Origin of the sequence: Streptomyces sp. XY006 (assembly GCF_002237655.1) — a bacterium.
GTDB lineage: Bacteria > Actinomycetota > Actinomycetes > Streptomycetales > Streptomycetaceae > Streptomyces > Streptomyces levis.
The window spans coordinates 1-25193 of the sequence record NZ_NOKT01000012.1; the positions used below are offsets into that span (position 1 = coordinate 1).

Here is a 25193-nt window from a genome sequence, read left to right on the forward strand (position 1 = left end):
CCCCCCAGGTCATCCGTTCGACAGGGGGGAACAGTCATGCCGGGCCCGGAGGCCAGCGGCCCTCTTGCAGGACCGCGGAAAACATAACGGGGGTCGCCCGGGAGCCGGTCGCCGGGAGGGCCGGTCGCGGGGGGCCGGTCGCGGGGGGCACGTCAGCCGAGGACCACGCAGGATGCCGCCGGCACGTGGATCGAGCCGCCGCGTCGCGGGATCCCGGTGGCCGGGTCCACGGCGAACCAGGTCACGTCGCCCGAGCGTTCGTTCGCGACGTACAGGAGGCCGCCGGCCGCCGTGAGGGCGCGGGGCCAGTGGCCGCCGCAGGGGACCGTCGTGACGAGCCGCAGTTCCTCGCCCTCGACGGCGAGCACGGACAGCACGTCCTCACCACGCGTGGCGGTCCACACGAAGCGCCCGTCGGCCGAGACGGCGATGCCCGAGGGGTAGGCGTCGCCCGCCGGAGCGCCGGGCAGGACCGGGATCTCGCTCAGCGGCGTCAGGACGCCGCCGGCGGCGTCCCAGCGGCAGGCCGTGACCGAGGGACTGAGTTCATTGACGACGTAGGCGCGGGTGCCGTCCGGGTGGAAGGCCAGGTGACGGGGCCCCGAGCCGGGCCGCAGGGCCGTCTCCCGGTGCAGGGCGAGGGCGCCGTCCGCGAGGGTGCACACCCGCACCGAGTCGGTGCCCAGGTCGACGCTGACGGCCCAGCGGCCGCTCGGGTCGGACTGCACCTGGTGGGCGTGCGGGCCCTGCTGGCGCGGCGTGCAGGGGCCGGCGCCGGTGTGCCGGAGCACGCTGGAGGCAGTCCGGGCGAGCGTTCCGTCGGGGCGGAGGGGCACGGCGGTGACGCTGCCGGAGCCGTAGTTCGCGGTGAGGACGTGTCCGTCGAAGAGGCCGAGGTGGGTGGGTCCGCTGCCGTCGACCGGCACGGGCGGGCCGGCCGGCTCCGGCCGGTCCCCGCTCACGCGGTACGCGGCCACCGCACCCCGGGTCGCCTCACTGACCGCGTACAGGGTCCGCCCGTCGGGCGAGAGGGCCAGGTAGGAGGGGTCGGGGAGGTCGTCGAGGGTGCCGAGCACGGTCAGCGCACCGGTGGTGTCGACCTCCGCGGTCACGATCCCGGGGCCGCCGGCCGCCGTGAACGATCCGATGAACGCCCGCTGCCGACCGCCGACCGCCACCGCTGACCCCTCTCGCCCGTGTGCCGCGCCGGCCCGGTGGACCGCGCAGCCGATCATGCGCGGTCTAGACCAACGGGTCAAGGGCGCGGGGGGCCGATCGGCTCACGGACCGACCGGAGGCGGACGGACCGACCGGAGGCGGACGGACTGCCTGGAGCCGGACGGACTGCCCGGCGGCTCACGGCCTGCCCGGGCACGTCCGCCGCGCGACCGGCAGCTGACGGACTGCCCGGGCACGTCAGCCGTGCGAGCGGCAGCTCACGCGCCTACCCGCGACGCACGTGCCTACCCACGACTCATGCGCCTACCTGCGCCTGAGCAGCCCTCAGCCACGGCTCGCGCACCACCCCCGGCTCACGCGCCCACCAAGGGCGAGCCCGACGGTGCGCGAAGGGGCCGGGCGAGTTCGGCCAGGGCCCTTTCCAGGCCGTGCAGGTGGGCCAGTGCGGGTTCCGTGACGGGCGAGCCGTCCGCGTGGACGGCGATGTCCCGGCCCTCGGTGAGGGCCTCGACCGCGGCCTCCACACGCCGGCAGGCCGTGGCCAGGCGGGCGTCGTGCGAGGCCTCCGGGTCGGCGGCGACGGCGACCAGGCCGCGGATCTCGCGGGCGCAGTCGTCGAGGAGGTCCAGGACGTGCCGGGCCCGGCGCTTGCGGCCGAGCATAGGGTTCAGCGGGTGCACCAGCGGGGCCACCGAGAGCCGCACCCGGGCGAGGAGCTGCTCCAGCTCGGCCACGCGCGGGGCGGGATCGGCGTCCGGCGCGCCGGCCAGCCGCCGGGCGGTCTCGACGGCACAGGCGTGCACACAGCGCAGGGCCCGCCGGATCCAGGCGTCGGTGATGCTGTGCGTCGTGACGGGCAGGACGAGGACGACGGCCAGCGCGGCACCGAGCGCCCCGACGCCGGTCTCGGCCAGCCGCAGCGCGAGCAGCCCGGGGCTGAGCACGCCGAGGAGGCCGTAGAGCAGCCCGGCGAGCAGGGTCACCCAGAGCATCATCCAGGTGTAGGAGACGGCCGCGGTGTAGAAGATGCCGAAGACGCAGAGGGCGGCGAGGGCGGCCGTGACGGCCGGGTCGCCGTGCACGGGCAGGGCGACGACCAGGCCGAGGGCGATGCCGATGACCGTGCCGAGCAGCCGGCGGAAGCCGCGCACCAGCGTCTCGCCGCGCGAGGTGGTGTTGACGAAGATCCACCAGGTGGCGCCGACGGCCCAGTACCAGCGCTGGCCGGACAGCAGCTGGCCGACGACGAGCGCGAAGCCCGCTCCGGCGGTCGCCTGGATCGCCTGCCGGGTGGTCACCCGGGCCAGGCCCGTGCCGCCCGGCGGGGCGGGTACCACGGGCGGGGGCAGGCGGCGCTCGTAGCACCACAGACCGAACCGCACCGCCGCGGCGGCGAGGACGGACAGCAGGACGGCGGCGTACAGCTCGGGCAGCCGGTCGGTGGTCGCGTGCAGGAACTGCGCCACGAAGAACGTCATGAACGCGAACACGCCGAGGCTGTGCCCGCGCGGGCCCCAGCGGCGGGCGTACACGCCCGCGCCGACCACCGCGAGGAAGGTGAGGTCGCGGGCCACGGGGTGGTCGTGGAGTTCGGCCGCGGCGGTGAGCACCGGCAGGCCGACGGCGGGCAGCAGCGCGGTGGTGACCGCCTGGCCGCGGACCGTGGCGTCGGTGACGGTGAACAGGGCGAGCAGGGCGGCCAGGCCGCCGGTGACGGCCCCGATGAGGGAGTGCCCGGCGAGGCCGCAGACGGCGACCGCGAGCGTGATGCCGAGCACGGCGCGCAGGGCGAACCGCAATCGCGTCCGCCCCGGATCCGGAGCCGTGAACACCCTCTTCAGCACCGTTTACCGCCCCCTTCGCGCATGGATCGGGAATGAGCATGAAAAAGGCGCCGCGGGGTCCGCAGCGCCATCGACGCCTCCATATCAGCACCTCGGGCACCACTGGCTCAACCGGCACCTTTTAGACTGGGCCATTGGTACAGCCCGGTCGGCCGGAACTCGGCCGCCGCAGAGCCAACGGACCGCCTGGGGACTGACGGACGAGGAGGACGCGGCATGCCCGTGGACGAGCTCGACACCCGCATCCTGCGGCTGCTGCTGGAGCAGCCGCGCACGAGCGTGCGCGAGTACGCCCGGATCCTCGGCGTCGCCCGGGGCACGCTGCAGGCGCGGCTCGACCGGCTGGAGCGCGAGGGCGTGATCACCGGTACGGCGCCCGCCCTCTCCCCCGCCGCGCTCGGGCACCCGGTGCTCGCGTTCGTGCACATCGAGGTCACGCAGGGGCATCTCGACGAGGTGGGCGACGCGCTGGCCGCGGTGCCGGAGATCGTGGAGGCGTTCTCCATCACGGGCGGCGGCGATCTGCTGGCCCGGGTCGTGGCCCGGGACAACGCGCATCTGGAGGACGTCGTCCAGAAGCTGATCAGCATGCCGGGCGTCGTGCGCACCCGCACCGAGGTCGCGCTGCGCGAGCGGGTGCCCCACCGGCTGCTGCCGCTCGTGGAGTCGATCGGGCGGTCGGCCCGCCGATGATCTTTGAGAGCATGACGGCATGAGCAGGCTCCGCGGAACTTCGGTCATCTTCGATCTCGACGGCACACTCGTGGACAGCGAGCCGCACTACTTCGAGGCGGGCCGCCAGACCCTCGCCGCGTACGGCGTCACGGACTTCACCTGGGCGGACCACGAGCGCTACGTCGGCATCAGCACCCAGGAGACCGTCGCGGACTGGAAGGACCGCTACGGTCTGCCCGCCACGGTGGACGAACTGCTCGCCGCGAAGAACCGCCGCTACCTGGAGCTGGCCCGCAGCGCCCCGCGCGCCTACCCGGAGATGCGCGCGTTCGTCGAACGGCTGGCGGCCGAGGGCGTCCCCATGGCGGTGGCCTCGGGCTCGTCCCCGCAGGCCATCGAGGCGGTGCTCACCGGTACCGGCCTGGACGCGCATCTGCGCACCGTGGTCTCCGCGGACGAGGTGGCACACGGCAAGCCGGCCCCCGACGTCTTCCTGGAGGCGGCCCGCCGGCTGGGCGCGTCCCCGGCCGACTGCGTGGTGCTGGAGGACGCCGCCCCGGGCGCCGCCGCCGCGCACGCCGCGGGGATGCGGTGCATCGCGATCCCCTACGTCCCGGCGCAGGCCGACGCACCGGAGTTCGCCACCGCGGGTCTGCTGCTGCGGGGCGGGCAGGCGGAGTTCACGGCCCGGGCCGCGTACGACTGGCTCACGGGCGTGGCCGGTCCTTCCTGAAGTCGCCTCGCCCGACCCGTTGACGCTCCCCCGTCCCCTCGCAGGAGCCTGGTCGACACAGCGTTCGGCGTGCTGCTGACCAGGGCGGACGGCGACGGGGTGATGCGGACGGCGGCCGCGGCCTCCTGACGGGCCCGAGCGCCGAAGCCGGGATCCGGCGTCGTGCCGCCCGCGGCGCCGGGTCGCGGACGTCACACGAACTTTTTTGCGGCAGCAGTGATTGTTTCGCTTCCGGCGTCCGTACCTCTGGGTGTTGGGCCGTTCATATCCCAGGAGGCACGATGCGCATCTCGCGCAGCACGGCAGGAACCGCGTTCGTGGGCGGTGCGTTGATCCTCACGCTCTCCGCGCTCGCCTACCCCAGCATGCTGGGCGTGCAGAACGCGGCTTCCGGCCAGGACCGCATCATCGCCAACACCCAATGGGGGCCGCTGACCGAGGCCGACCGGGACTTCGTGGTCCGTGTGCGCGCGGCAGGCCTGTGGGAGTACCCGCTCGGGCAGATGGCGATGACCAAGGGCACGACGCCGGCGATGAAGGAAGTCGCCAAGCACCTGCTCGTGGGACACGGCCGCCTCGACGCCTCGTGCCGCAAGCTCGGCACGGACCTGGGCATCACCCTGCCGAACGAACCGTCCCCCCAGCAGCAGCAGTTCGTGGCGACGGCGGAAGGCGCCACCGGCAAGGAGTTCGACTCGACGGCGGTGACCATCATGCGCGTGGCCCACGGGAGCATCTTCCCGACCGTCGCCAAGATCCGGGCGACCACCCGGAACACCCTCGTGCGGGAACTGGCCGACCAGACCAACGACACGGTGCTGGACCACATCTCGATCCTGGAGAAGACGGGCCTGGTCAATCACGAGCAGGTCGCCTTCCAGATCACCGCGCCGGCGAAGCTCCCCCAGGACCAGACGACGCCGCCGCCTCCCGCGGCGGGCGCGCCGGTCCGGGTGCTGCCGGTCCCCGAGGACCTGAAGGACTTCCAGACGGTCGCCCCCAACCCGTCCTACGCGCAGCCGCAGCCCTCACCGACGGTGGGGTGAGCGGCAACGGCGCCGCCGTCGGACGGCGCCGGAGGTGAGGGGCACGCGACCCCGACCGCGTGCCCTGCCGGGACCCCGGGCCCGTGGGGGCTCGTGCCCGCCGGGCCCCTGACTCGTGGAAGGGCACCCGCCCGCCGGGACCCCGGGCCCGTGCGGGCTACGGCCGGCGGGGCCGGCCCCGCTTGCCGCCGCTCCTGCCGCCACCCTTACCGGCGCTGCTGCTACCGCTCTTGCCAGAGCTCTTTCCACCGCCCTTGCCCGTGCTCTTGGCGCCGCCCGGGGTGCCGCCGCGTCGGGTGGCGCCGGGCTTTCCGGCCGTCGTCGGCTTGCGCCGGGAGCCGTCCTTGTCCGTGCGCCCGGGCTGGTCCGCCGGAGGCTGCACACGGCCCCGGGTGCTGTTGACCGTGCGGCCGCGGACGATGCCGATGAAGTCCTCCACCTGGTCGGTCGTCGCGTCCTCGGGCCAGGCGAGGGCGACGCGCGACTCGGGGGCGTCCTTGAGGGGCCTGTGCGTGAGGTCCTTGCGGTGGTGCAGGCGCGCGAGCGACAGCGGGACGATCAGGACGCCGATGCCCGCCGCGACCAGCTCGACCGCGTCGGCCGTCGTGGCGGGGCGTTCGAAGGCGGGCCGTCCGGGGAGCCCCTGCTCCCAGTCGAGGACGTCGTCCAGGGGGTGGAGCACGATGTCGTCGGACAGGTCCTCGGGCGTCACCTCGTCGACCGCCGTGACCAGGTGGTCCTTGGGGACGACGACGACCGTCTGCTCGGTGTAGAGGGGGATCGCGCTGAAGACCGTACGGTCCACGGGCAGCCGGACCAGTCCCGCGTCGGCCTCCCCGCCGCGCAGCTGCTCGGCCGTCACCGCGGCGGGCACCTGCGTGAGGGTCAGCGGGACGCCGGGATGCCGCTCGTTCCAGACGCGCACCCATTTGTCGGGCATCACCCCGGGGACGTACACGAGCCGGAACGGGGAGGGAACTTCCGAGCCTGTCACCTGGCCAGGTTACCGGCCGTGGTCAGGGCTCGTGCACACGCTCGATACGCTGGATGCCATGACGTCGCACCAGAGCACCCAGACGATGAAGCCCGCCACCGCGGCGAAGAAACTGGGTGTGTACCTCGAGGCCACCCCCGCCGATTTCCGGGAGGGTGTCGTCTCACGCGCCGAGCTGAACGAGCTCCAGGCGAACCCGCCCCAGTGGCTGCAGGACCTGCGGCGCAACGGCCCGCACCCCCGCCCCGTGGTCGCCGCGAAGCTCGGCGTCTCCATCGCGGGCCTGGCCCGCGGGGGTGTCACCGAGGCCCTCACCACCGAACAGATCGAGACGCTGAAGCAGGAGAACCCCGAGTGGCTGGTGCGCGAGCGCGCCACCCAGGCCGAGGTCCGCAAGGAGGCGGCCCGCGTCAAGAAGAAGCACGCCGAGCGCAACGACTGATCCCGCCTCCGGCATGACACCCGTCGCCCTCTCGCGCGGTGAGGGCGCCGGTCGCGCCCGGAGTTGACCGGGGGCTTTCGGACCGGCGCCTTCGCGTGCTCCCTTTCGACCGGGACAGGTCCGGCACAAAACGCCACACCGCGCCACCCCTTCCAGCCCGTAGAAATATCTACGACCATGGCTGTGGCCGGGCGGCACGCGGAACCCCGCGGGTCACCGGCCCGTGTCCCGCGCGCGCCACCGCGGCGCCGCCGACTGTGCTGGGGTGGCCATGCAGAGCGTCATGTGGAAGCAAGCCGTCGAGTGGCTCGCCGCGGCCGCGACGGACCCCCAGGAGTGCAAGCGCGAGTGGGACTACGGCACGGGCACGGCGCTCGTCGAGGCCGGGCGGTACTGGGACGTGCTCAGCGTGCCCGACCGGCTCGGCCTGCTCGCGCTGGACCTGTTGTGGCGTGACCCGTTGCGGGTGCCGGGCCCCACCCTGGTGGACTCCGCCGCGCGCAGAGTGGGGTTCTTCCTGCCACCGGATCCGGTCAGCGAGTGGGTGGGGTTCGGGGTCCGGCACCTCGGCCGGGGCTCCTGGGTCGCCGTGCCGCCGCCGTACCGGCCCGCCGGCCGTCTGGAGTGGCTCGTCCCGCCGGACGGCACCGGTGCGCTGCACGCGCCCGGCGACCTGGAGTCGGCCCTGCGCGAGGCCACCGGCACCCTCGCCGTACTGGCACCGGTCAGCGCGGAACCGGTGGTGCCGGACGGCTGGTGAGCCGGGCCGGAGCCGGGCCCATGGACGGGTCGCCTGCCGGGCGGGCCCCGGCCGTGGCGACCGGGCCCATGTGCGGGCCGGCCGTCCATGAGGGGACGGCGGTCCAGGTCTCGCTCTCGGCCGGCGCGGCGAAGGAGACCCACTGGCCGTCGCGGTGCTCCGGCACCGTGTGGCCTCTGGCCTCCCACTCGGCGACCAGGGCCGCGTAGATCGGCGGATGGCCCGCGTAGGCGCTGGTGATCTCGGCGTACGGACGGGGCGCGGCGTCGCCGTGGGGAAGGCGCCGCGCCGTGTCAGTGCTGTCCATGCCAGGGCAACGGGGCGCCGTGCGCCGGTGGTACGCGGGTGGGACGCCGTCCGTCGGGTCGAGTGAACCCGTCACCCGTACGGCGGCACGCGGGCACCGGACAAACATCCAGTCAGGCGGTCGCCCGTTCAGAGCGGGGGGCGATTCCCGGACGTTCGGGCACTTTCACGCCACGGGCCTTGTGGAGCGGCCGCTTCCGGCTGCGTCGGGCTCCTCGACCGGGCCGGGCGCATCCGGTAACACTGACCCCACGCCGAGAACCGGTACGACGGCAGGGAGAGGCCATGTCACAGCGCCCTGACCTCCAACAGCGCAGGGCCGTGCTGGAGCACGAGTGGTCGCGCTGGGTGCCGCGGCTGAGCGCCCAGGGCGCCCAGCCGGGTGGCACCGCGGCGCTGCGCCACGAGGTGACCGAGTCCTGGGCGCGTTCGCTGATCAGTGTGGATCCCGGCCGGGACAGCGCCCCGGTGACCGACGGGGGCCCGGTGCACCAGCGGTGGACGTCCTCGCCGCTGTACCGGCCGGTGACCGCGCTCGCCGGCGAACTGCGCAGCATCGCCGAGGACGCCGGGTTCGTCACGGCCGTCACGGACGAGTCCGGCACCATCCTGTGGACCTGCGGCGGGGCGACCATGCGCCGCCGCGCCGAGCGCGTCAACTTCGCGCCGGGCGGCCGCTGGGACGAGCAGGCCATGGGCACCAACGCCCTCTCCCTCGCCCTGCGCACCGGCCGCCCCAGCTCGGTCTTCTCGGCCGAGCACCTGGTGTCGGCGCTGCACGGCTGGGTCTGCTACTGCGCCCCGGTGCACGGCCCGGACGGCCGCGTGCTCGGCGTCCTGGACCTGTCCACCACCTGGGACCGCTCGCACCCGCTGGCCATGTCGACCGTACGGACGCTGGTGTCCACGATCGAGGCCCGGCTCGGCCCGGAGGCGGCCGCCCGCACGGGCCAGGTGCGGCTCACCTGCCTGGGCACCGAGCAGGCCACCCGCGAGGGCCGGCAACTTGCCCTGCGACCGCGCCAGTTGGAGATCCTCACGCTGCTCGCGCTCGAACCCGACGGCTTCGCGCCGGAGCGGCTGCGTGCCGCCCTGTACGGCGACCGGCCGGTCACCGCGTCCACCTTCAAGGCGGAGGTCTCCCATCTGCGCCGCGCCCTGGGCGGCGGCGTCTCGCCCCGCCGCTACGCCCTCACCGCCCCCGTGTCCTGCGACGCCGTGGACGTGCTGCGGGCGCTGGAACAGGGCGACACGGACACCGCCCTGCGGCTGTACGGCGGTCCACTGCTCCCCCGCTCCGAGGCCCCCGGCATCGAGGAGTGGCGCACGCGTCTGGACGTGGCCGTACGGGAGGCCGTGCTGGCGAGCGCGCGTCCGGAACACGCCCTGCGCTACGGCGAACGGGCGCCGTACGACGCGGAGATCCACGAGCACGCGCTGCGGCTGCTGGGCCCGGAGGACACCCGGAGGGCCATCGCGGCGGGTCGGCTGACGACGGCCCTGCGCGACTGACGGCGCGGCGCCGGGGACGTCCCCGCCGGCGCCAACCTTGCGCCAACCTGCCGGGAGCACAGTGAGGGCGTCACGACGGCGTGACCGTCACCCGCCCTGCCCCGAGGAGAGCCGCCATGGTGTACGCGCAGCCAGGAACCGACGGCAGCATCGTCGACTTCGCCCGGCGCTACGACAATTTCATCGACGGCGACTGGGTGGCCCCCGTCGAGGGCCGCTACTTCGAGAACCCGACCCCCGTGACCGGCAAGGTCTTCTGCGAGGTGGCCCGCTCCTCGGCGGCCGACGTCGACCTCGCCCTGGACGCGGCGCACCGGGCGGCCGACCGGTGGGGCCGCACGTCCACGACGGAACGCGCCAACGTCCTCAACCGGATCGCGGACCGCATCGAGCAGCACCTGGAGAAGATCGCGGTCGCCGAGACGTGGGAGAACGGCAAGCCGGTCCGGGAGACGCTGGCCGCGGACATCCCGCTGGCCGTGGACCACTTCCGGTACTTCGCCGGCGTGGTCCGCGCGCAGGAGGGGAGCATCGCGGAGATCGACGCCGACACCGTCGCCTACCACTTCCACGAGCCGCTGGGCGTGGTCGGCCAGATCATCCCGTGGAACTTCCCGATCCTGATGGCCGCCTGGAAGCTCGCCCCCGCGCTGGCCGCCGGCAACTGCGTCGTCATCAAGCCGGCCGAGCAGACCCCGGCCAGCCTGCTCTACGTCGTCGACCTGATCGCCGATCTGCTCCCGCCCGGCGTGCTGAACGTGGTCAACGGCTTCGGAGTGGAGGCGGGCAAGCCGCTGGCGTCCAGCCCTCGGGTGGCGAAGGTGGCGTTCACCGGCGAGACCACGACCGGCCGCCTGATCATGCAGTACGCGAGCGAGAACATCATCCCCGTCACGCTGGAACTGGGCGGCAAGAGCCCGAACATCTTCCTGCCCGACGTGATGGCCGCCGACGACGACTTCCTGGACAAGGCCGTCGAGGGTTTCGTGATGTTCGCCCTCAACCAGGGCGAGGTCTGCACCTGTCCGTCCCGTGCTCTGATCCCCGCGTCGATCTACGACGACTTCATGGCCCGCTGTGTGGAACGCACCCGGGCCATCGTCGGCGGTGACCCGCTCGACCCGGCCACCATGATCGGCGCGCAGGCCAGCAACGACCAGTACGAGAAGATCCTCTCCTACCTCGACATCGGCCGGAAGGAGGGCGCCGAGGTCGTCACGGGCGGCACCTCCCGGACGGTTCCCGGTCTGGAGGGCGGCTACTACATCGAGCCGACCATCTTCCGCGGCACCAACGACATGCGGATCTTCCAGGAGGAGATCTTCGGCCCGGTCGTCTCGGTCACCACCTACGACTCGGTCGACGAGGCCCTGAAGATCGCCAACGACACGCTGTACGGCCTCGGCGCGGGCGTCTGGACCCGCGACGGCAACACGGCCTACCGCCTGGGCCGCGAGATCAAGGCGGGCCGCGTGTGGACCAACTGCTACCACGCCTACCCGGCCCACGCGGCGTTCGGCGGCTACAAGAAGTCGGGCATCGGCCGCGGGACGCACAAGATGATGCTGGATCACTACCAGCAGACGAAGAACCTGCTCGTGTCGTACTCGGCGAAGAAGCTGGGCTTCTTCTAGGGGTTCGGACAGCCGTCCACGGAGGGGGGCCGGGGATGATCCCGGCTCCCCTCCGTGGTGCGGGGGAGGATGTCACTGGAACTGTGCGAAGAACCTCCAGATCTCTGCTTTGGTCCAGGTCGTCACGCCGCTCTCGCCGGAGGAGCCGTCGACCGGGCCGGGGATGTGGCCTCCGTCGAACGCGGCCCACTGGACCGGGTATCCGGCACGGCAGCCCGAGTAGGCGGTGGTGACGTGCGTGCGGCTGCCCGCCGCGGGCTCACGCGGGTTCTGCGGGGTGCAGCCGTTGTTCGCGACGAACTTGTCGCGCAGGGACCGTCCCTGTGCGATGCCGAGGACGGAGTCGCCGGTGCCGTGGATCCCGAAGTAGGCGATCGGCTGGGTACCGCCGTCGCATCCGCTGATCTGCGCGCCGGAGATGACCGCGACGGCCCGGAAGACGTGCGCCCGGCTGCAGGCGAGGGCGTAACTCATGCCGCCGCCCCAGCTGAAGCCCGTGGCGAACCGCTGGGCCGGGTTGACGCAGAGGCCGCTCTCGATGCGCCGGATCATGTCGTCGACGAAGGTGACGTCCTCACCGCCCGTGTTGGCCCAGCCGTTGCCCAGGCCCTGGGGGGCGACGAGGATGGCGCTGTTGTTCGACTGTTCCTGCTGGCCGTAGTAGGACCAGGCGCTGCCGCTCGTGCCGCCGGAGGCGACGTCGGTGGCGGTGCCGCCCCGCCAGTGGAAGGCGAAGATCAGCCGGTAGGGCCGGTTGTTGTCGTAGCCGGCCGGAACCCTGAGGATGAAGCTGCGGCTCTTGCCGCCGCTCTGGATGGTGTGGGTACCGCTCGTCAGGGCCGGGGCGCTGCCGCATCCGCTTGCGCCCCCGGCCGACAGCTTGACCATCTGCCACTGCTGGTTGGCGCCGCCCCAGTCGGTGTACTGCACGACGTTGCCGCCGTCGGCGGTGGAGGCGCCCTGCACCTCCACCGCCTTGCCGCTGGCGCGGTTGATCAGCCGGACGTGGCCCGCGTCGGAGTCGGCCAGTCGGAACTGCTGGTTGTTGCCGTTGTGGTCGGCCCACTGCTGGATCGTGGCGCCGTCCGCGGTGGAGGCGCCGGACACGTCGAGCACCTTGCCCGAGTGCCGGGCCTTGAGGCGGTAGTAGCCGCCGCCGGAGTCCACGAACTGCCACTGCTGGTGGGCCCCGTCGCCGCGCGTCCACTGGCCGAGCCGCGCGCCGTCGGCGGTGGACGCGCCGGAGACCTCCAGCGCCTTGCCGCTGTTGCGATTGACCAGGGCATACCAGGCGCTGGTGTCCACCGTCGCCGCCTCGGCGGGCGCCGGGTTCACCGCGGTGAGCGTGCCGATCGCGAGGGTCGCCGCCACGACGGCGGCGATCCGGGACCACCAGGTCATCGATGCTCCTTCCGTGGGTGGACCGGCCGTGTCAGGCGCGGGTCCAGCGCTGGTTGCCGCCGTTCGAGCAGGAGTAGAGCTGGATCTGCGTGCCGTTGGCGGTGCCGCTCCCGACCGCGTCGAGGCAGAGGCCGGACTGGACGCCGACGATGGTTCCGTCGGAGTTCAGGCGCCACTTCTGGTTGTCGCCGCCCCAGCAGCTGTAGATCTGCACCCTGCTGCCGTTGCCGGTGCCGGCGGCGTCCAGGCACTTGTTGCCGTAGACCCTGAGTTCGCCGGCACTGGTGAGCGTCCACTGCTGGTTGGTGCCGCCGTGGCAGTCCCACAGCTGGAGCTGGGTGCCGTCGGCGGTGGCGGAGTTGGGCACGTCGAGGCAGCGGCCCGAGGCGGCGCCCTTGATGGTGCCGCCGTCGGTGGGGGGCGTGGTGGTGCCGCCGTTGAGGGCGTTGAGGACGGCGGTGTAGGCAGGCTTCTTGCTGCCGTCGCTGTTGAACAGCAGCGGCGTGTGCTCCGGCCGCCAGGAGTCGCTGTCGCGGACGCCCCAGACGGTGACGCCGAGGCAGCGCGGGACGGCCAGGCAGTCGTTGACCACGTTGGCGTAGGTCGAGGACGGGGCGCCCTGGATGTCGAGTTCGGTGATGGCCACGTCGACGCCGAGGGCGGCGAAGTTCTGCAGGGTGGTGCGGAAGTTGCTGTTGTAGGGGCTGCCGCTGTTGAAGTGCGACTGGAAGCCGACGCAGTCGATCGGCACGCCGCGCTGCTTGAAGTCGCGGACCATGTTGTACATGGCCTGGGTCTTGGCCCAGGTCCAGTCCTCGACGTTGTAGTCGTTGTAGCAGAGCTTGGCGGCCGGGTCGGCGGCGCGCGCGGTGCGGAAGGCGACCTCGATCCAGTCGTTGCCGGTGCGCTGCAGGTTGGAGTCGCGCCGGGCTCCCGAACTGCCGTCGGCGAAGGCCTCGTTCACGACGTCCCACTGGGCGATCTTGCCCTTGTAGTGGCCCATGACGCCGTTGATGTGGCCGATCATCGCCTGGCGCAGGTCGTTGCCGCTGAGGCTCTGCATCCACCCGGGCTGCTGGGAGTGCCAGGCCAGGGTGTGGCCGCGCACCTGCTTGCCGTTCTGCACGGCCCAGTTGTAGACGCGGTCACCGGCCGAGAAGTTGAACTGGCCGCGCTGCGGTTCGGTGGCGTCGATCTTCATCTCGTTCTCGGCCGTGACCGAGTTGAACTCGCGGTTCGCGATCGTCGTGTACGTCGAGTCGCCCAGCCTGCCCGAGGCGATGGCGGTGCCGAAGTAGCGGCCGCTCTGCGCCGCCGCGGCGCCGAGCGTGCTCTCGGCGGATGGTGCGGCCTGAGCGGCGGGCGGTGCGGCCAGTGCGCCGGCCGCACCGAGGACGCCGACGACCAGCGTCGGCAGCAGGGCGCGGAGTTTCCGGCGGACAAGGGGTCCGGAAAGGGCGTGCAAGCCCATGACTGAGCCTCCAAGGTAGACATCACGAAAGTGTCTGGAGCGCAGGGGAAAGCGTCGTCCGCTACCACCGGGACGGATGCTTTGGTGCGAGCCTCACCGGAACGGCAATGCGCTCAGGATCGACGGGTTCGAAATCTCGAACTTTGGTCGGTCTTTCGAGAGGGATGATTGAGGGATTGACGGTGACTCGTCAATACTCCTCACCGGAGAAAGTTTCCGCCCCCTCATCGAAACATTCGAATACCCGCTGTTTGCAGCCAGAACGGCAAGAACCCTTGACCCGACAGCCCCTCCTTCCTAGCTTGTGGCGTCGAAGATTCGGGGACTCCTCGAAACTTTCGAGCTCCGCTACCACCGGCTCGGCTGCTCCGCGGTTCACCGGCGGCACCCCACACCGCCCCGAAGGAGGCCCTGTGATGTGGCATCGCCACCCGTCCCCGGTCCGTCTCAAACGCTTACTCGCCGTCCTGTCGCCCCTGCTGCTGGTGGCGGCCTTCCTCGGCGCCCAGCCCGCCGCGGCGGCCACCGTGGACCCCGACGCCTCGTACATCCTGGTCAATCGCAACAGCGGCAAAGCCCTGGACGTGTACAACATGGCGACCGGCGACGGCGCCCGCATCACCCAGTGGGCCCGTAACGACCAGGCCCAGCAGCAGTGGCAGTTCGTCGACGCCGGCGGCGGCTACTACCGCATCAAGTCCCGCCACTCCGGCAAGGTGCTGGACGTGCACAACTGGTCCACCGCGAACGGCGGTGCGATCGTCCAGTGGGCCGACCTGAACGCCACCAACCAGCACTGGCGGCTGGCCGACAGCGCGGACGGCTACGTGAGGCTCATTTCGCGCCACAGCAACAAGGCCCTCGAAGTACAGGGCGCCTCCACCGCCGACAACGCCAACGTCGTCCAGTACGACGACTGGGACGGCGCCAACCAGCAATGGCAGCTCGTCAAGGTCGGCGCCGGCAACCCCGGAACGTGCGACCTCCCGTCGGCCTACCGCTGGAGTTCGACGGGCGCGCTGGCGCAGCCCCGGTCCGGGTGGGTCTCGCTCAAGGACTTCACCGTCGCCCCCTACAACGGCAGGCAGCTCGTCTACGCGACCACGCACGACACCGGGACGAGCTGGGGATCGATGAACTTCAGCCCGTTCACCAACTGGTCGGAGATGGCCTCGGCCGGCCAGAACGCGATGTCGTCCTCGACCGTCGCACCCACGCTCTTCTACTTCGCACCGAAGAACATCTGGGTGCTCGCCTACCAGTGGGGCAGGACCGCCTTCTCCTACCGGACGTCGAGCGACCCCACCAACCCCAATGGCTGGTCGTCCGAGCAGCCGCTGTTCACCGGAAGCATCTCCGGCTCCGGAACCGGACCCATCGACCAGACGCTCATCGCCGACGGGTCGAACATGTATCTGTTCTTCGCCGGTGACAACGGCAAGATCTACCGGGCCAGCATGCCGATCGGGAACTTCCCGGGCAGCTTCGGCTCGACCTCCACCGTGGTCATGAGCGACACGACGAACAACCTGTTCGAAGCCCCGCAGGTCTACAAGCTGCAGGGCCAGAACCGCTACCTCATGATCGTCGAGGCGATCGGCGCGCAAGGCCACCGCTACTTCCGCTCGTTCACGGCCACCAGCCTGAACGGCTCGTGGACGCCCCAGGCCGCGACCGAGAGCAATCCCTTCGCCGGCAAGGCGAACAGCGGCGCCACCTGGACCAACGACATCAGCCACGGCGAACTGCTCCGCACCAGCCCCGACCAGACCATGACCGTCGACCCCTGCCGGCTGCAGCTGCTCTACCAGGGCCGCAGCCCCAACTCGGGCGGCGACTACGGCCTCCTGCCCTACCGTCCCGGGCTGCTGACACTGCAGCGCTGACGGCAGGACCCGCGTCCGGCCCCGCTGCCGTACGCCGAGTGGGCGCCCCCGGGAGATGCTCCCGGGGGCGCTCGGCAATCAGTATTTTGACATAGGTTTCTTTTCATAGGTAACTTGGCGGCGTGACCGGAAGCAGTGAGGCTCGCGAGAGCCGGGACGTCGACCAGGTGGCCGCGGGCCTCGTGGCCGGCCTGCCCGCACTGAACCGGCAGCTCAAGCAGCTCATCGACCGGGACCTGCCCTATCCCAGGCTGCCCGAGCGGCAGTTGGACCTGCTGCAGTACGTCGCCGAGCACGACGGTGCCACCGTCCACAAGGCCGCCCACGCGCTGCGCATGATGCCGAACAACGTCAGCGCCCTGGTCACCCGCCTCACCGAGGCGGGCCTGCTGGAGCGGCACCAGGACGACGCCGACAAGCGCGTGGCGCATCTGCGCGTCACCGCGCTGGCGCGCCGGCGCATCGACGAGGTGCACACCCGCGCGGCGGCGCAGCTCGCCTCCGCGCTGCGCACCCTCACCGACGGCGACCTCGACGCCCTCGGCTCGGCCCTCGGCGCCCTCGGGTCGCTCACCCGGAGCCTGCGCGACCGGTCCGCCTGACCCGTCCGGCTCCCCCTTCTCCACCGCCCCCGTCGCCACCGCGGCGGGGCCGGGCGTGCTGCCCCTTCGCGCGGCCCGCCCCTCCTGTCCACGCGCCCCACAGCGCGCGCCACCACGTCCCGAGGACATCTCACCCGTGTCTGTCACCGCTGCCTCCCCAGCGCCCACCCCCGTGTCCGGCCCCCGCCCCGGCGGTCCGCGCGCCAACCCCTGGCTGACGCTGGTCGCCGTCGCCTTCGGCCTGTTCATGGTCGGCCTCGACGGTTCGGTGGTCTCGATCGCCAACGCCGAGATCGCCCGTGATCTGAACGCCACCACCGCCGAGTTGCAGTGGGTCACCAACTCCTACCTGCTCGCCCTCGCCGCCACCCTCATCCTCGGCGGCAAGCTCGGCGACCGCTTCGGGCGCCGCACGCTCTACCTCGTCGGCGTCGTCGGGTTCACCCTCGCGTCCGTCGCGATCGGCCTCGCCGGGTCGATCGAGGGCGTCATCGCCTTCCGCGCCGTCCAGGGCGTCTTCGGCGCGATGCTCATGCCCAACACCCTCGCCCTGCTGCGTGCCGTGTTCCCGCCGGCGAAGTTCGGCATGGCGGTCGGCATCTGGGCGATGATCTCGTCCGTCTCCACCGCGCTCGGACCCATCGTCGGCGGACTGCTCGTCGAGCACGTCGACTGGGAGTCCGTCTTCTACATCAACGCCCCCATCGGCGTCATCGCGCTCGTCTTCAGCCTCATGGTCCTGCCGCAGTCGAGGAACGAGGCGGCCGCCGGCCAGAAGTTCGACGTCCCCGGCGTCGTGCTGCTCGCTCTCGGACTGCTCGCCGTCGTCTTCGGCGTCGTCAAGGGCGAGACGTGGGGCTGGACTTCGGGCGGCACGCTCGGCGCGATCGCCGCGGGCCTCGTCGCCCTGGCGCTGTTCGGCTGGTTCGAGACCCGCGTCGCGCACCCGCTCCTGCCGATGCGCCTGTTCCGCAACCCGGCCCTGGCGATCGGCACCGTCGTCACCGCGCTGAACTTCTTCATCCTGCTCGGCGTGATCTTCTTCGTGATGCTGTACCTGCAGAACGTCCGCGGCTTCACGCCGGTCGAGTCCGGTGTGCGCACCCTGCCGCTGAGTCTCGCCTCCATGGTGGCCTCGCCGCTCGGCGCGAAGCTCACGGAACGCTTCGGTCCGCGTCTGACGATGCCGCTGGGCATGGTGCTGCAGGCCGGAGCCGCGTTCTCGATGCTGGCGTGGAGCACCGACGCGTCGTACCACACCCTGTGGCCGCCGTTCATCGCGCTCGGTCTCGGTGTCGGCATGGTGATGTCCGCGTCGTCCGACGCGATCGTCGGCAACGCCCCGGTGCAGGACGGCGGTATCGCGGGCGGTCTGCAGGCCACCTCGCTCCAGGTCGGCGGGGCGCTCGGCACGTCGGTGCTCGTCTCCCTCATCAGCAGCCGCGTCGGCTCCACGCTCGGCGGCGCGCTGACCGACGCGGGCGTGCCGCACGGGGCCGCCGCCCGCTTCGAGGAGGCGAAGGACGCGGTCGCCATGGGCGTCGCCCCGGTCTCCGAGGCGATGCCGGCACAGCTCAGGGCCGCCGTGACCGAGGGCAGCCACACCGCCTTCATGAACGGTGTCCACACCGCCGTCCTCGTCACCGGTGTCCTCGCCCTCGCCGGCGCGGCCCTCGCGGCGCTGGGCCTGCGCGGCCGGAAGGACGGCCACGACGGGAGCGGCACGCCGGCGACGGACCCGGCCGCCGCCCGGACCTCCGTGGCTGCGACGGCCCCGTAGCCTCCGTCGCGCCGCAGCCTCAGTGGGCGCCACCGGGTACGCGGACGGCTTCGCCGCCGGGGCCCGGTGGCGCCCATCTCACGGGCGGCTCATAATAGTTGTATCCGCTTATCGCGAAAGTCGTCGATTTTCCCGCCGAGAACACCTCCATCGCCGGAAATCGCGAGCCGGCACAGGGACCTCGGAATTGGCCTGGGCAGGCAATTGAGACCGGAACAAGACGATGACAGACCTCGGCTTCGTGGGCCCCAGCCGGCCCGCCAACGACTACAGATTCCTGAGTGTCACCGACGGCGACACCCCCAACATCGCCATGGCGATCCGCATGGTGTCCGTCGACACCCCGGAAAGCGAATTCGGCGGCGCCCCCGACACCGCCCAGGCCGCGCTGAACCGCACCCGGGCCCGGCTGCTGGACGGCACCTACGACGCGCTGCCGCAGGGCTTGCGTGACTATCTCGTCTCCCGGATCACCCCCGACGCGGCGAAGCGGCACCAGGCCGCGGGCAAGGCGGCGGCCGAGGCGCACGCGGAGATGGTGGCCACGCGTCTGACCCGCCCCGACGGATCGCAGCGCAAGCTGGCCGTGATCGCCACGGGCGAGCTCGTCGAGAGCAACGGACGTCTTCTGGCGTACACCGCGCCCTGGTTCAGCGGCGGTTCCGCCGATCCGCTGCCGCCGCGCGACGACCCGCGCCGGCGCACGTTCAACCTGGACATGGTGGCTCTCGGCTGGGCGGCCACCTTCGTCATCTACCCCTCCATCCCGTCCGCCGCCGACCTGAATCTGCTGCTGGACGAGGCCGAGGCGGCCTGGACCCAACAGCTGGGCGCCTGGGCGCAGTTCGGCGAGGATCTGCTGCTGGGGTACGAGTACCGGGCGTGCATCAAGCTCGGCGCCCGCGAGGTGACCGATCCGGCCAAGACCATCGGGCAGGCGTACCAGAGGGTGTGCGTGGACCTGCGGACGCTGACCGAAGTGGGCCTGTACGGCTACCACGACGTGCCGCCCCACCAGCGCCTGTGGATCTGGGAGAGCGACCTGGAGCAGGCGCGCGAGGACCTGCCGATCACACCCTGAGCCTCTCACCCCCCGGTCCCGGCCGGCGCCACCAGCGCCGCGACGCCAGCGCGGCCAGCGCGGCGCCGGCGGCGTTGAGGAGGACGTCGTCCACGGAGGACACACGGTCCAGCCGCAGCACGTACTGGGCGCTCTCCACCAGGGCCGAGCAGCCCGCGCCGAGCGCGAGGATCCGCGGCACGGACGCCAGGGCCGCCCACCGCATCGGGGCGAAGAACCCCAGCGCCGCGAAGATCAGCAGGTTGCCCGCGATCCCGAGCGGCCCCATCGTGACGAGGTCCCGCAAGGGTACGAGGCTCACCCGGGCTGGGGCGGTGCCGGGGGCGGCGCCCGGCATCATGGTCATCCACACGAACGGCACCGTCCCGTGGACCATGCCCACCTCGGCGAGCGAGGTCCGCCACGGCGAGGCGAGCCCGGCGGCCCGTCGGCGGCGGGCCAGCGCCCGGACGACCGGCGCGGACAGCGGCAGCGCGACCAGCGTCATGAGCAGCACGCCGTTGAAGGTGTCGAAGCAGCCGTGCCACCGCCCGGCCGTGCACGCCGGAGCGGCCATGAGGAGCGGCCGCCGCAGCACGAACGCGACACCCGCGAAGCCGAGGATCACCAGGCCCGGGACCACAACCTGGCGCGTACGGCGGAGTGCCGGGGACCGGAGCGTGTCGGTTTTCATGCCCCCAGCGAAGACGGCGGACCGTTGCGACGGCGTATCCGCTTTTCGATACACCCGGGATACACCGTGATGCGCCGGGATACGCCCGCCCATTTCAGGCGCGGCAACGTGCCTCCCCGATAAAGGAATTGAATGTCGAGGCCGCCTTGCTACGCTGACCCGATGGCATCGATCAAGGAGTTCCAGGTCACCTTCGACTGCGCGGAACCCGAGCGCGTCGCTCGCTTCTGGTGCGAGGTGCTGGGGTACGTGCTGCCGCCGCAGGCGGAGGGTGAGAAGACGTGGTCCGCGTGCGTCGACCCCTCGGGTGCCGGCCCTCGTCTGTACTTCCAGCAGGTGCCCGAAGGGAAGATCGTCAAGAACCGGGTGCACCTCGACATCCGGGTCGGCACGGGACTCGTCGGGGACGAGCGCGTGGCCGTGCTCGAGGCCGAATGCGCCCGCCTGGTCCAGCTCGGCGCGACCCGGGTGCGGCTGCTGGCCGCCGACGAGGAGAACGAGTCGTGCCTGCTGATGCAGGACGTCGAGGGCAACGAGTTCTGCCTCGACTGAGCGTCGCGACGGCAGCGCGATCATCCCCCGGACGGATCCGTCCGGGGGATGACGCATGTTCCGGACCGAAGGGGGGACTCGGCCGGGTTCGGGGTGCGCGCATACCCAGGTGACCATTCCGGGCAGGCTTTGTGAGGGACTGGAAACGTGGGTTAGCCTGCGGCGTATTTCTCATCGAGCAGATCCGTGACTGCACACACGCATGCACGACAGCCGGGCCGCCGCCGCGGTCCGGGCAGTTCCGAGTCCTCGGCCACGGGGGCTCTTGGGGAGCGGAACGAGGGTGCGCATGACCAGCGAGAGCGCCGGGGCCGTGGACGCGGTGCCGGGCGACCAGGAGCTGCGGCGGCTGCTGGCCGGCCTGACCGCCGTACGGGACGGGGACTTCGGTACCCGGCTGCCCGACGACGCCGACGGCCTCATGGGCGACATCGCCAAGGTCTTCAACGGCATGGTCGACCAGCTGTCCGTGTTCACCTCCGAGGTCACCCGGGTGGCCCGTGAGGTGGGCACCGAGGGCACGCTGGGCGGGCAGGCCGAGGTGCCGGGGGTCTCGGGCACCTGGGCCGACTTGACCGACTCGGTCAACGCCATGGCGGGCAATCTGACCACGCAGGTCCGTGACATCGCCCAGGTGGCCACGGCGGTGGCCAAGGGCGACCTGTCGCAGAAGATCGACGTGCCCGCGCGCGGCGAGATCCTGCAGCTGAAGGAGACCGTCAACACGATGGTCGACCAGCTGTCCGCCTTCGCCGACGAGGTCACCCGCGTCGCCCGCGAGGTCGGCAGCGAGGGCCGGCTCGGCGGCCAGGCCCAAGTGCCCGGCGTGGCCGGTGTCTGGCGTGATCTGACCGACTCCGTGAACCACATGGCCGGCAACCTCACCAGCCAGGTCCGCTCCATCGCCCAGGTCACCACGGCGGTGGCCGAGGGCGATCTCTCGCAGAAGATCACCGTCGACGCGCGGGGCGAGATCCTGGAGCTGAAGTCCACCATCAACACGATGGTCGACCAGCTCTCCGCCTTCGCCGACGAGGTCACCCGCGTCGCCCGCGAGGTCGGCACCGAAGGACGCCTCGGCGGCCAGGCGGACGTCAAGGGTGTCAAGGGCACCTGGCGCGACCTGACCGACTCGGTGAACTTCATGGCCGGGAACCTCACCGGCCAGGTCCGCAACATCGCCCTGGTCGCCACCGCCGTCGCCAAGGGCGACCTGTCCCAGAAGATCACCGTCGACGCGCGGGGCGAGATCCTGGAGCTGAAGTCCACCATCAACACGATGGTCGACCAGCTCTCCGCCTTCGCCGACGAGGTCACCCGCGTCGCCCGCGAGGTCGGCACCGAAGGACGCCTCGGGGGCCAGGCGCAGGTGCGCGGGGTGTCGGGCACCTGGAAGGACCTCACCGACAACGTCAACGTGATGGCCTCCAACCTGACCGGCCAGGTCCGCTCCATCGCCCAGGTCGCCACCGCCGTGGCGCGCGGCGACCTCTCCAGCCGCATCACGGTCGAGGCCAAGGGCGAGGTGGCCGCGCTCGCCGAGGTCATCAACACGATGGTCGACACGCTGTCGGCCTTCGCCGACGAGGTCACCCGTGTCGCCCGCGAGGTCGGCACCGAGGGCCGGCTCGGCGGCCAGGCGCACGTGCCGAACGTGGCCGGCACCTGGAAGGACCTCACCGACAACGTCAACTCGATGGCCAACAACCTCACCGGCCAGGTGCGCAACATCGCGCTGGTGACGACCGCGGTGGCCCGGGGCGACCTGTCGAAGAAGATCGACGTGGACGCCCGGGGCGAGATCCTCGAGCTCAAGACCACGATCAACACGATGGTCGACCAGCTGTCGGCCTTCGCCGACGAGGTCACCCGTGTGGCCCGCGAGGTGGGCACCGAGGGCCGGCTCGGCGGCCAGGCCGAGGTGGAGGGCGTCTCGGGCACCTGGAAGCGCCTGACGGAGAACGTCAACGAGCTGGCGGGCAACCTCACCCGGCAGGTGCGGGCGATCGCCGAGGTCACCAGCGCGGTCGCCGAGGGCGATCTGACCCGGTCGATCAACGTGGAGGCGTCCGGCGAGGTCGCCGAGCTCAAGGACAACATCAACTCCATGGTGGAGTCCCTGCGCGAGACCACCCGGGCCAACCAGGAGCAGGACTGGCTCAAGACCAACCTCGCCCGGATCTCGGGCCTGATGCAGGGCCACCGCGACCTGCCGGTGGTCGCCGAGCTGATCATGGACGAGCTGGTCCCCCTGGTGTCGGCGCAGTACGGCGCCTTCTACCTCGCGGAGGACGGCGAGGACGGGCCCGAGCTGCGGCTCGTCGGCTCCTACGGCTATCCGGAGGACAGCGCCCGGCCCACCCGTATCGCCTTCGGCCGCACCCTGGTCGGCCAGGCCGCGCGCAGCCGGCGCACCATCCTGGTGGACGAGCTGCCGCCGGACTACGTCACCATCTCGTCGGGGCTCGGCCAGGTCGTGCCGACGGCGCTGGTGCTGCTGCCGATCGTGGTCGAGAGCCAGGTCCTCGGCGTCATCGAACTGGCGTCGGTCAAGGCCTTCACCCAGATCCACCGGGACTTCCTCACCCAGCTGATGGAGACCCTGGGCGTCAACCTCAACACCATCGTGGCCAACGCCCGCACCGACGAACTGCTGGAGGAGTCGCAGCGCCTCACGGTCGAGCTCCAGGCCCGGTCCACCGAGCTGCAGGTGCAGCAGGAGGAACTCCAGCGCTCCAACGCGGAACTGGAGGAGAAGGCCTCGCTGCTCGTGGCGCAGAACCGGGACATCGAGGCCAAGAACCTGCAGATCGAGCAGGCCCGGCAGGAACTGGAGACCCGCGCCCAGCAGCTGTCGCTGGCCTCCAAGTACAAGTCGGAGTTCCTGGCCAACATGAGCCACGAGCTGCGCACCCCGCTCAACAGCCTGCTGATCCTGGCCCAGTTGCTGGCGCAGAACCCGTCCCGCAACCTCACGCCCAAGCAGGTCGAGTACGCGCAGATCATCCACTCCGCCGGTTCGGACCTGCTCCAGCTGATCAACGACATCCTCGACCTGTCCAAGGTGGAGGCCGGGAAGATGGACGTCGCCCCCGAGCGGGTGGCGCTGCGCCAGCTCATCGAGTACGTCGAGGCCACCTTCCGGCCCATGACGACCCAGAAGAGTCTGGACTTCACCATCACGACCGCGCCCGGCGCGCCCGGTGACCTGCTCACGGACGACTCGCGGCTGCGCCAGGTGCTGCGCAACCTCCTGTCGAACGCGGTGAAGTTCACCGAGCAGGGCGGCGTGGAGCTGAGCATCGAGCCCGCGGCGGACGACGAGGTGCCCGAGGGCGTGGTCCGCGGCGGTGCGGTGGTGGCCTTCCGGGTGAAGGACACCGGCATCGGCATCCCGGAGCAGAACCTGGAGACGATCTTCGGCGCCTTCCAGCAGGCGGACGGCACGACCAGCCGCAAGTACGGCGGCACCGGCCTCGGGCTGTCCATCACGCGGGAGATCGCCCAGCTGCTCGGCGGTGCCGTCACGGTGGACAGCACGCCCGGGCAGGGCAGCACGTTCACGCTGTTCCTGCCGGTGGCCCGCCCCGACTTCGAGGAACTGCTCAACCACGGCAGGGCTCCGGAGCGGTCCTCGGCGGAGGCCCTGCCGGAAGGCGTGTCGCAGTCGGCGCCGGTCCCCCAGATCGGGCCCGGTCCGCGGCCGAGGCGTCTGCTCGTCGTGGAGGAGCGGCCGCGCGGTCTGCTCACGCTCGTCGCCGAGAGCGTGGTCGCCGACCTGTCGCACGGCAGGGCCGACGGCGGACGGCCCGCGGTCGACGTCATCACCGCCGTCGGCGCCCAGGAGGCGGCCGGTGCCCTGGCGGCCGACCCGTGCCACTGCGTGGTGCTGGAGCTGGGCATGGGCGACGGCGAGGCGTCCCGGTTCCTCCAGGCCCTGGAGGGCGACTCGGCGCTGACGAGCGTGCCGGTGCTGGTGCACAGCAGTCACCCCGCGGACGTCGCCCTGGAGGAGACGCTGCTGTCCCGCTCGGCGGGCGGGGCGCTGGAGCTGCTGTCCAGCCTCGACGAGCTGCGGGAGCGCATCGCCCTGCACCTGTCCGCGGAGGAGCCCGGGGACGTGCTGTCCCTGGTGCGGCCCGAGGAGACGCAGGCGCTGACGCCGCCGGTGGTCGACGACGCCTCGGCGGGCCGCACGGTGCTGGTCGTCGACGACGACGCGCGCAACCTCTTCGCCCTCAGCGGGATCCTGGAGCTGCACGGCTTCCGGGTCCTGCACGCGGAGAACGGGCGCCGGGGCATCGAGACGCTCGTGAACAACCCGGATGTCGCGATCGTACTGATGGACGTGATGATGCCGGAGATGGACGGCTACACCGCGACCGCGGAGATCCGCAAGATGCCGCAGTACGCGGACCTGCCGATCATCGCCGTGACGGCGAAGGCCATGCCCGGCGACCGGGACAAGAGCCTCGCCTCGGGTGCGAGCGACTACGTCACCAAGCCGGTCGACACGCGCGATCTCATGGCCTGCGTCCGCCGCTGGCTGCCCTCGTGAGCACGCCGGCGCCCGACCCGCACACCCGCGGGCCGGGGGCCCCGCAGGGCCAGCCGTTCCGCGC

20 protein-coding genes are annotated in these 25193 nt (G+C 71.8%); 13 read left to right on the plus strand and 7 right to left on the minus strand.

What is annotated here, in order from left to right:
- Positions 1-152: 152 nt before the first annotated feature.
- The gene (locus CHR28_RS15365; RefSeq protein WP_094054197.1) at positions 153-1178 is read right to left on the minus strand and encodes a lactonase family protein; all 1026 of its coding nucleotides are present in this window, start codon (positions 1176-1178) and stop codon (positions 153-155) included.
- 354 nt (positions 1179-1532) lie between these two features.
- Positions 1533-3023, minus strand: coding sequence for an FUSC family protein (locus CHR28_RS15370; RefSeq protein WP_094054198.1), 1491 nt, complete (start codon positions 3021-3023; stop codon positions 1533-1535).
- Between the two features lie 216 nt (positions 3024-3239).
- Here CHR28_RS15370 and CHR28_RS15375 point away from each other — a divergent pair, with 216 nt between their 5' ends.
- From CHR28_RS15375 to CHR28_RS15385, 3 genes are all read left to right on the plus strand, one after another.
- Positions 3240-3716, plus strand: coding sequence for an Lrp/AsnC family transcriptional regulator (locus tag CHR28_RS15375; RefSeq protein ID WP_094054199.1), 477 nt, complete (start codon positions 3240-3242; stop codon positions 3714-3716).
- Between the two features lie 19 nt (positions 3717-3735).
- The gene (locus CHR28_RS15380; RefSeq protein WP_094054200.1) at positions 3736-4431 is read left to right on the plus strand and encodes an HAD family hydrolase; all 696 of its coding nucleotides are present in this window, start codon (positions 3736-3738) and stop codon (positions 4429-4431) included.
- A gap of 281 nt (positions 4432-4712) precedes the next feature.
- Positions 4713-5477 carry a DUF4142 domain-containing protein gene (locus CHR28_RS15385; protein WP_094054201.1) on the plus strand — a complete coding sequence of 255 codons (765 nt, stop codon included), beginning with the start codon at positions 4713-4715 and terminating at the stop codon, positions 5475-5477.
- 157 nt (positions 5478-5634) lie between these two features.
- On the opposite strand, the gene CHR28_RS15390 is transcribed toward CHR28_RS15385, so the two are convergent.
- Entirely contained in the window at positions 5635-6471 is an 837-nt protein-coding gene (locus CHR28_RS15390) for a LysR family transcriptional regulator substrate-binding protein (RefSeq protein WP_094054202.1), read from the minus strand.
- A 58-nt stretch (positions 6472-6529) separates the two neighbouring features.
- On the opposite strand from CHR28_RS15390, the gene CHR28_RS15395 reads away from it, so the two are divergent.
- Together CHR28_RS15395 and CHR28_RS15400 are read left to right on the plus strand one after the other, a co-directional pair.
- Positions 6530-6913, plus strand: coding sequence for a DUF5997 family protein (locus tag CHR28_RS15395; protein ID WP_094054203.1), 384 nt, complete (start codon positions 6530-6532; stop codon positions 6911-6913).
- Between the two features lie 271 nt (positions 6914-7184).
- Complete coding sequence (locus CHR28_RS15400) at positions 7185-7673, plus strand: hypothetical protein (RefSeq protein ID WP_094054390.1); 489 nt, start codon at positions 7185-7187, stop codon at positions 7671-7673.
- Here the strand turns inward: CHR28_RS15400 and CHR28_RS15405 are convergent.
- On the minus strand, positions 7639-7980 hold the full coding sequence (locus CHR28_RS15405; RefSeq protein WP_094054204.1) for a hypothetical protein: 342 nt from the start codon (positions 7978-7980) through the stop codon (positions 7639-7641). The genes CHR28_RS15400 and CHR28_RS15405 overlap by 35 nt on opposite strands.
- A gap of 284 nt (positions 7981-8264) precedes the next feature.
- Here CHR28_RS15405 and CHR28_RS15410 point away from each other — a divergent pair, with 284 nt between their 5' ends.
- Both CHR28_RS15410 and adh read left to right on the plus strand, forming a co-directional pair.
- Complete coding sequence (locus CHR28_RS15410) at positions 8265-9491, plus strand: GAF domain-containing protein (RefSeq protein WP_094054205.1); 1227 nt, start codon at positions 8265-8267, stop codon at positions 9489-9491.
- A 116-nt stretch (positions 9492-9607) separates the two neighbouring features.
- Positions 9608-11125: an aldehyde dehydrogenase gene (adh, locus tag CHR28_RS15415; RefSeq protein ID WP_094054206.1), complete on the plus strand. Its 1518-nt coding sequence runs from the start codon at positions 9608-9610 to the stop codon at positions 11123-11125.
- Between the two features lie 72 nt (positions 11126-11197).
- Here adh and CHR28_RS15420 read toward each other — a convergent pair whose 3' ends face one another.
- Both CHR28_RS15420 and CHR28_RS15425 read right to left on the minus strand, forming a co-directional pair.
- Positions 11198-12526: an RICIN domain-containing protein gene (locus tag CHR28_RS15420; protein WP_094054207.1), complete on the minus strand. Its 1329-nt coding sequence runs from the start codon at positions 12524-12526 to the stop codon at positions 11198-11200.
- Positions 12527-12557: 31 nt separating this feature from the next.
- A complete protein-coding gene (locus tag CHR28_RS15425; RefSeq protein ID WP_094054208.1) occupies positions 12558-13997 on the minus strand; it encodes an endo-1,4-beta-xylanase in 1440 nt (479 codons plus the stop codon).
- Between the two features lie 416 nt (positions 13998-14413).
- Here CHR28_RS15425 and CHR28_RS15430 point away from each other — a divergent pair, with 416 nt between their 5' ends.
- The 4 genes from CHR28_RS15430 to CHR28_RS15445 all read left to right on the plus strand — a co-directional run bounded on the left by CHR28_RS15430 (position 14414) and on the right by CHR28_RS15445 (position 19346).
- Positions 14414-15883 (plus strand): non-reducing end alpha-L-arabinofuranosidase family hydrolase, encoded by a 1470-nt coding sequence (locus CHR28_RS15430; protein ID WP_094054209.1) that lies wholly within the window; start codon positions 14414-14416, stop codon positions 15881-15883.
- Between the two features lie 122 nt (positions 15884-16005).
- Positions 16006-16485, plus strand: a complete 480-nt coding sequence (locus CHR28_RS15435; protein WP_256984263.1) for a MarR family winged helix-turn-helix transcriptional regulator — start codon at positions 16006-16008, stop codon at positions 16483-16485.
- Positions 16486-16621: 136 nt separating this feature from the next.
- On the plus strand, positions 16622-18265 hold the full coding sequence (locus tag CHR28_RS15440) for an MFS transporter (RefSeq protein ID WP_179272456.1): 1644 nt from the start codon (positions 16622-16624) through the stop codon (positions 18263-18265).
- Positions 18266-18488: 223 nt separating this feature from the next.
- Positions 18489-19346: a hypothetical protein gene (locus tag CHR28_RS15445; RefSeq protein WP_094054210.1), complete on the plus strand. Its 858-nt coding sequence runs from the start codon at positions 18489-18491 to the stop codon at positions 19344-19346.
- Here CHR28_RS15445 and CHR28_RS15450 read toward each other — a convergent pair.
- Complete coding sequence (locus tag CHR28_RS15450) at positions 19336-20019, minus strand: VanZ family protein (RefSeq protein ID WP_094054211.1); 684 nt, start codon at positions 20017-20019, stop codon at positions 19336-19338. The two genes, CHR28_RS15445 and CHR28_RS15450, sit on opposite strands and share 11 nt — an antisense overlap.
- A gap of 162 nt (positions 20020-20181) precedes the next feature.
- Between CHR28_RS15450 and CHR28_RS15455 the strand changes: the two genes are divergently transcribed.
- Positions 20182-20571, plus strand: coding sequence for a VOC family protein (locus CHR28_RS15455; RefSeq protein WP_094054212.1), 390 nt, complete (start codon positions 20182-20184; stop codon positions 20569-20571).
- 289 nt (positions 20572-20860) lie between these two features.
- A complete protein-coding gene (locus CHR28_RS15460; RefSeq protein ID WP_094054213.1) occupies positions 20861-25129 on the plus strand; it encodes a HAMP domain-containing protein in 4269 nt (1422 codons plus the stop codon).
- Positions 25130-25193: the final 64 nt, after the last annotated feature.

Bases quoted from the DNA above. Each gene is read 5' to 3' on its own strand.
- CHR28_RS15375 (WP_094054199.1), top strand. From the start codon at position 3,240: ATGCCCGTGGACGAGCTCGACACCCGCATCCTGCGGCTGCTGCTGGAG.
- CHR28_RS15400 (WP_094054390.1), top strand. From the start codon at position 7,185: ATGCAGAGCGTCATGTGGAAGCAAGCCGTCGAGTGGCTCGCCGCGGCC.
- CHR28_RS15455 (WP_094054212.1), top strand. From the start codon at position 20,182: ATGGCATCGATCAAGGAGTTCCAGGTCACCTTCGACTGCGCGGAACCC.
- CHR28_RS15385 (WP_094054201.1), top strand. From the start codon at position 4,713: ATGCGCATCTCGCGCAGCACGGCAGGAACCGCGTTCGTGGGCGGTGCG.
- CHR28_RS15395 (WP_094054203.1), top strand. From the start codon at position 6,530: ATGACGTCGCACCAGAGCACCCAGACGATGAAGCCCGCCACCGCGGCG.
- CHR28_RS15445 (WP_094054210.1), top strand. From the start codon at position 18,489: ATGACAGACCTCGGCTTCGTGGGCCCCAGCCGGCCCGCCAACGACTAC.
- CHR28_RS15450 (WP_094054211.1), bottom strand. From the start codon at position 20,019: ATGAAAACCGACACGCTCCGGTCCCCGGCACTCCGCCGTACGCGCCAG.
- CHR28_RS15425 (WP_094054208.1), bottom strand. From the start codon at position 13,997: ATGGGCTTGCACGCCCTTTCCGGACCCCTTGTCCGCCGGAAACTCCGC.
- adh (WP_094054206.1), top strand. From the start codon at position 9,608: ATGGTGTACGCGCAGCCAGGAACCGACGGCAGCATCGTCGACTTCGCC.
- CHR28_RS15410 (WP_094054205.1), top strand. From the start codon at position 8,265: ATGTCACAGCGCCCTGACCTCCAACAGCGCAGGGCCGTGCTGGAGCAC.
- CHR28_RS15430 (WP_094054209.1), top strand. From the start codon at position 14,414: ATGTGGCATCGCCACCCGTCCCCGGTCCGTCTCAAACGCTTACTCGCC.
- CHR28_RS15405 (WP_094054204.1), bottom strand. From the start codon at position 7,980: ATGGACAGCACTGACACGGCGCGGCGCCTTCCCCACGGCGACGCCGCG.
- CHR28_RS15460 (WP_094054213.1), top strand. From the start codon at position 20,861: ATGACCAGCGAGAGCGCCGGGGCCGTGGACGCGGTGCCGGGCGACCAG.
- CHR28_RS15380 (WP_094054200.1), top strand. From the start codon at position 3,736: ATGAGCAGGCTCCGCGGAACTTCGGTCATCTTCGATCTCGACGGCACA.
- CHR28_RS15420 (WP_094054207.1), bottom strand. From the start codon at position 12,526: ATGACCTGGTGGTCCCGGATCGCCGCCGTCGTGGCGGCGACCCTCGCG.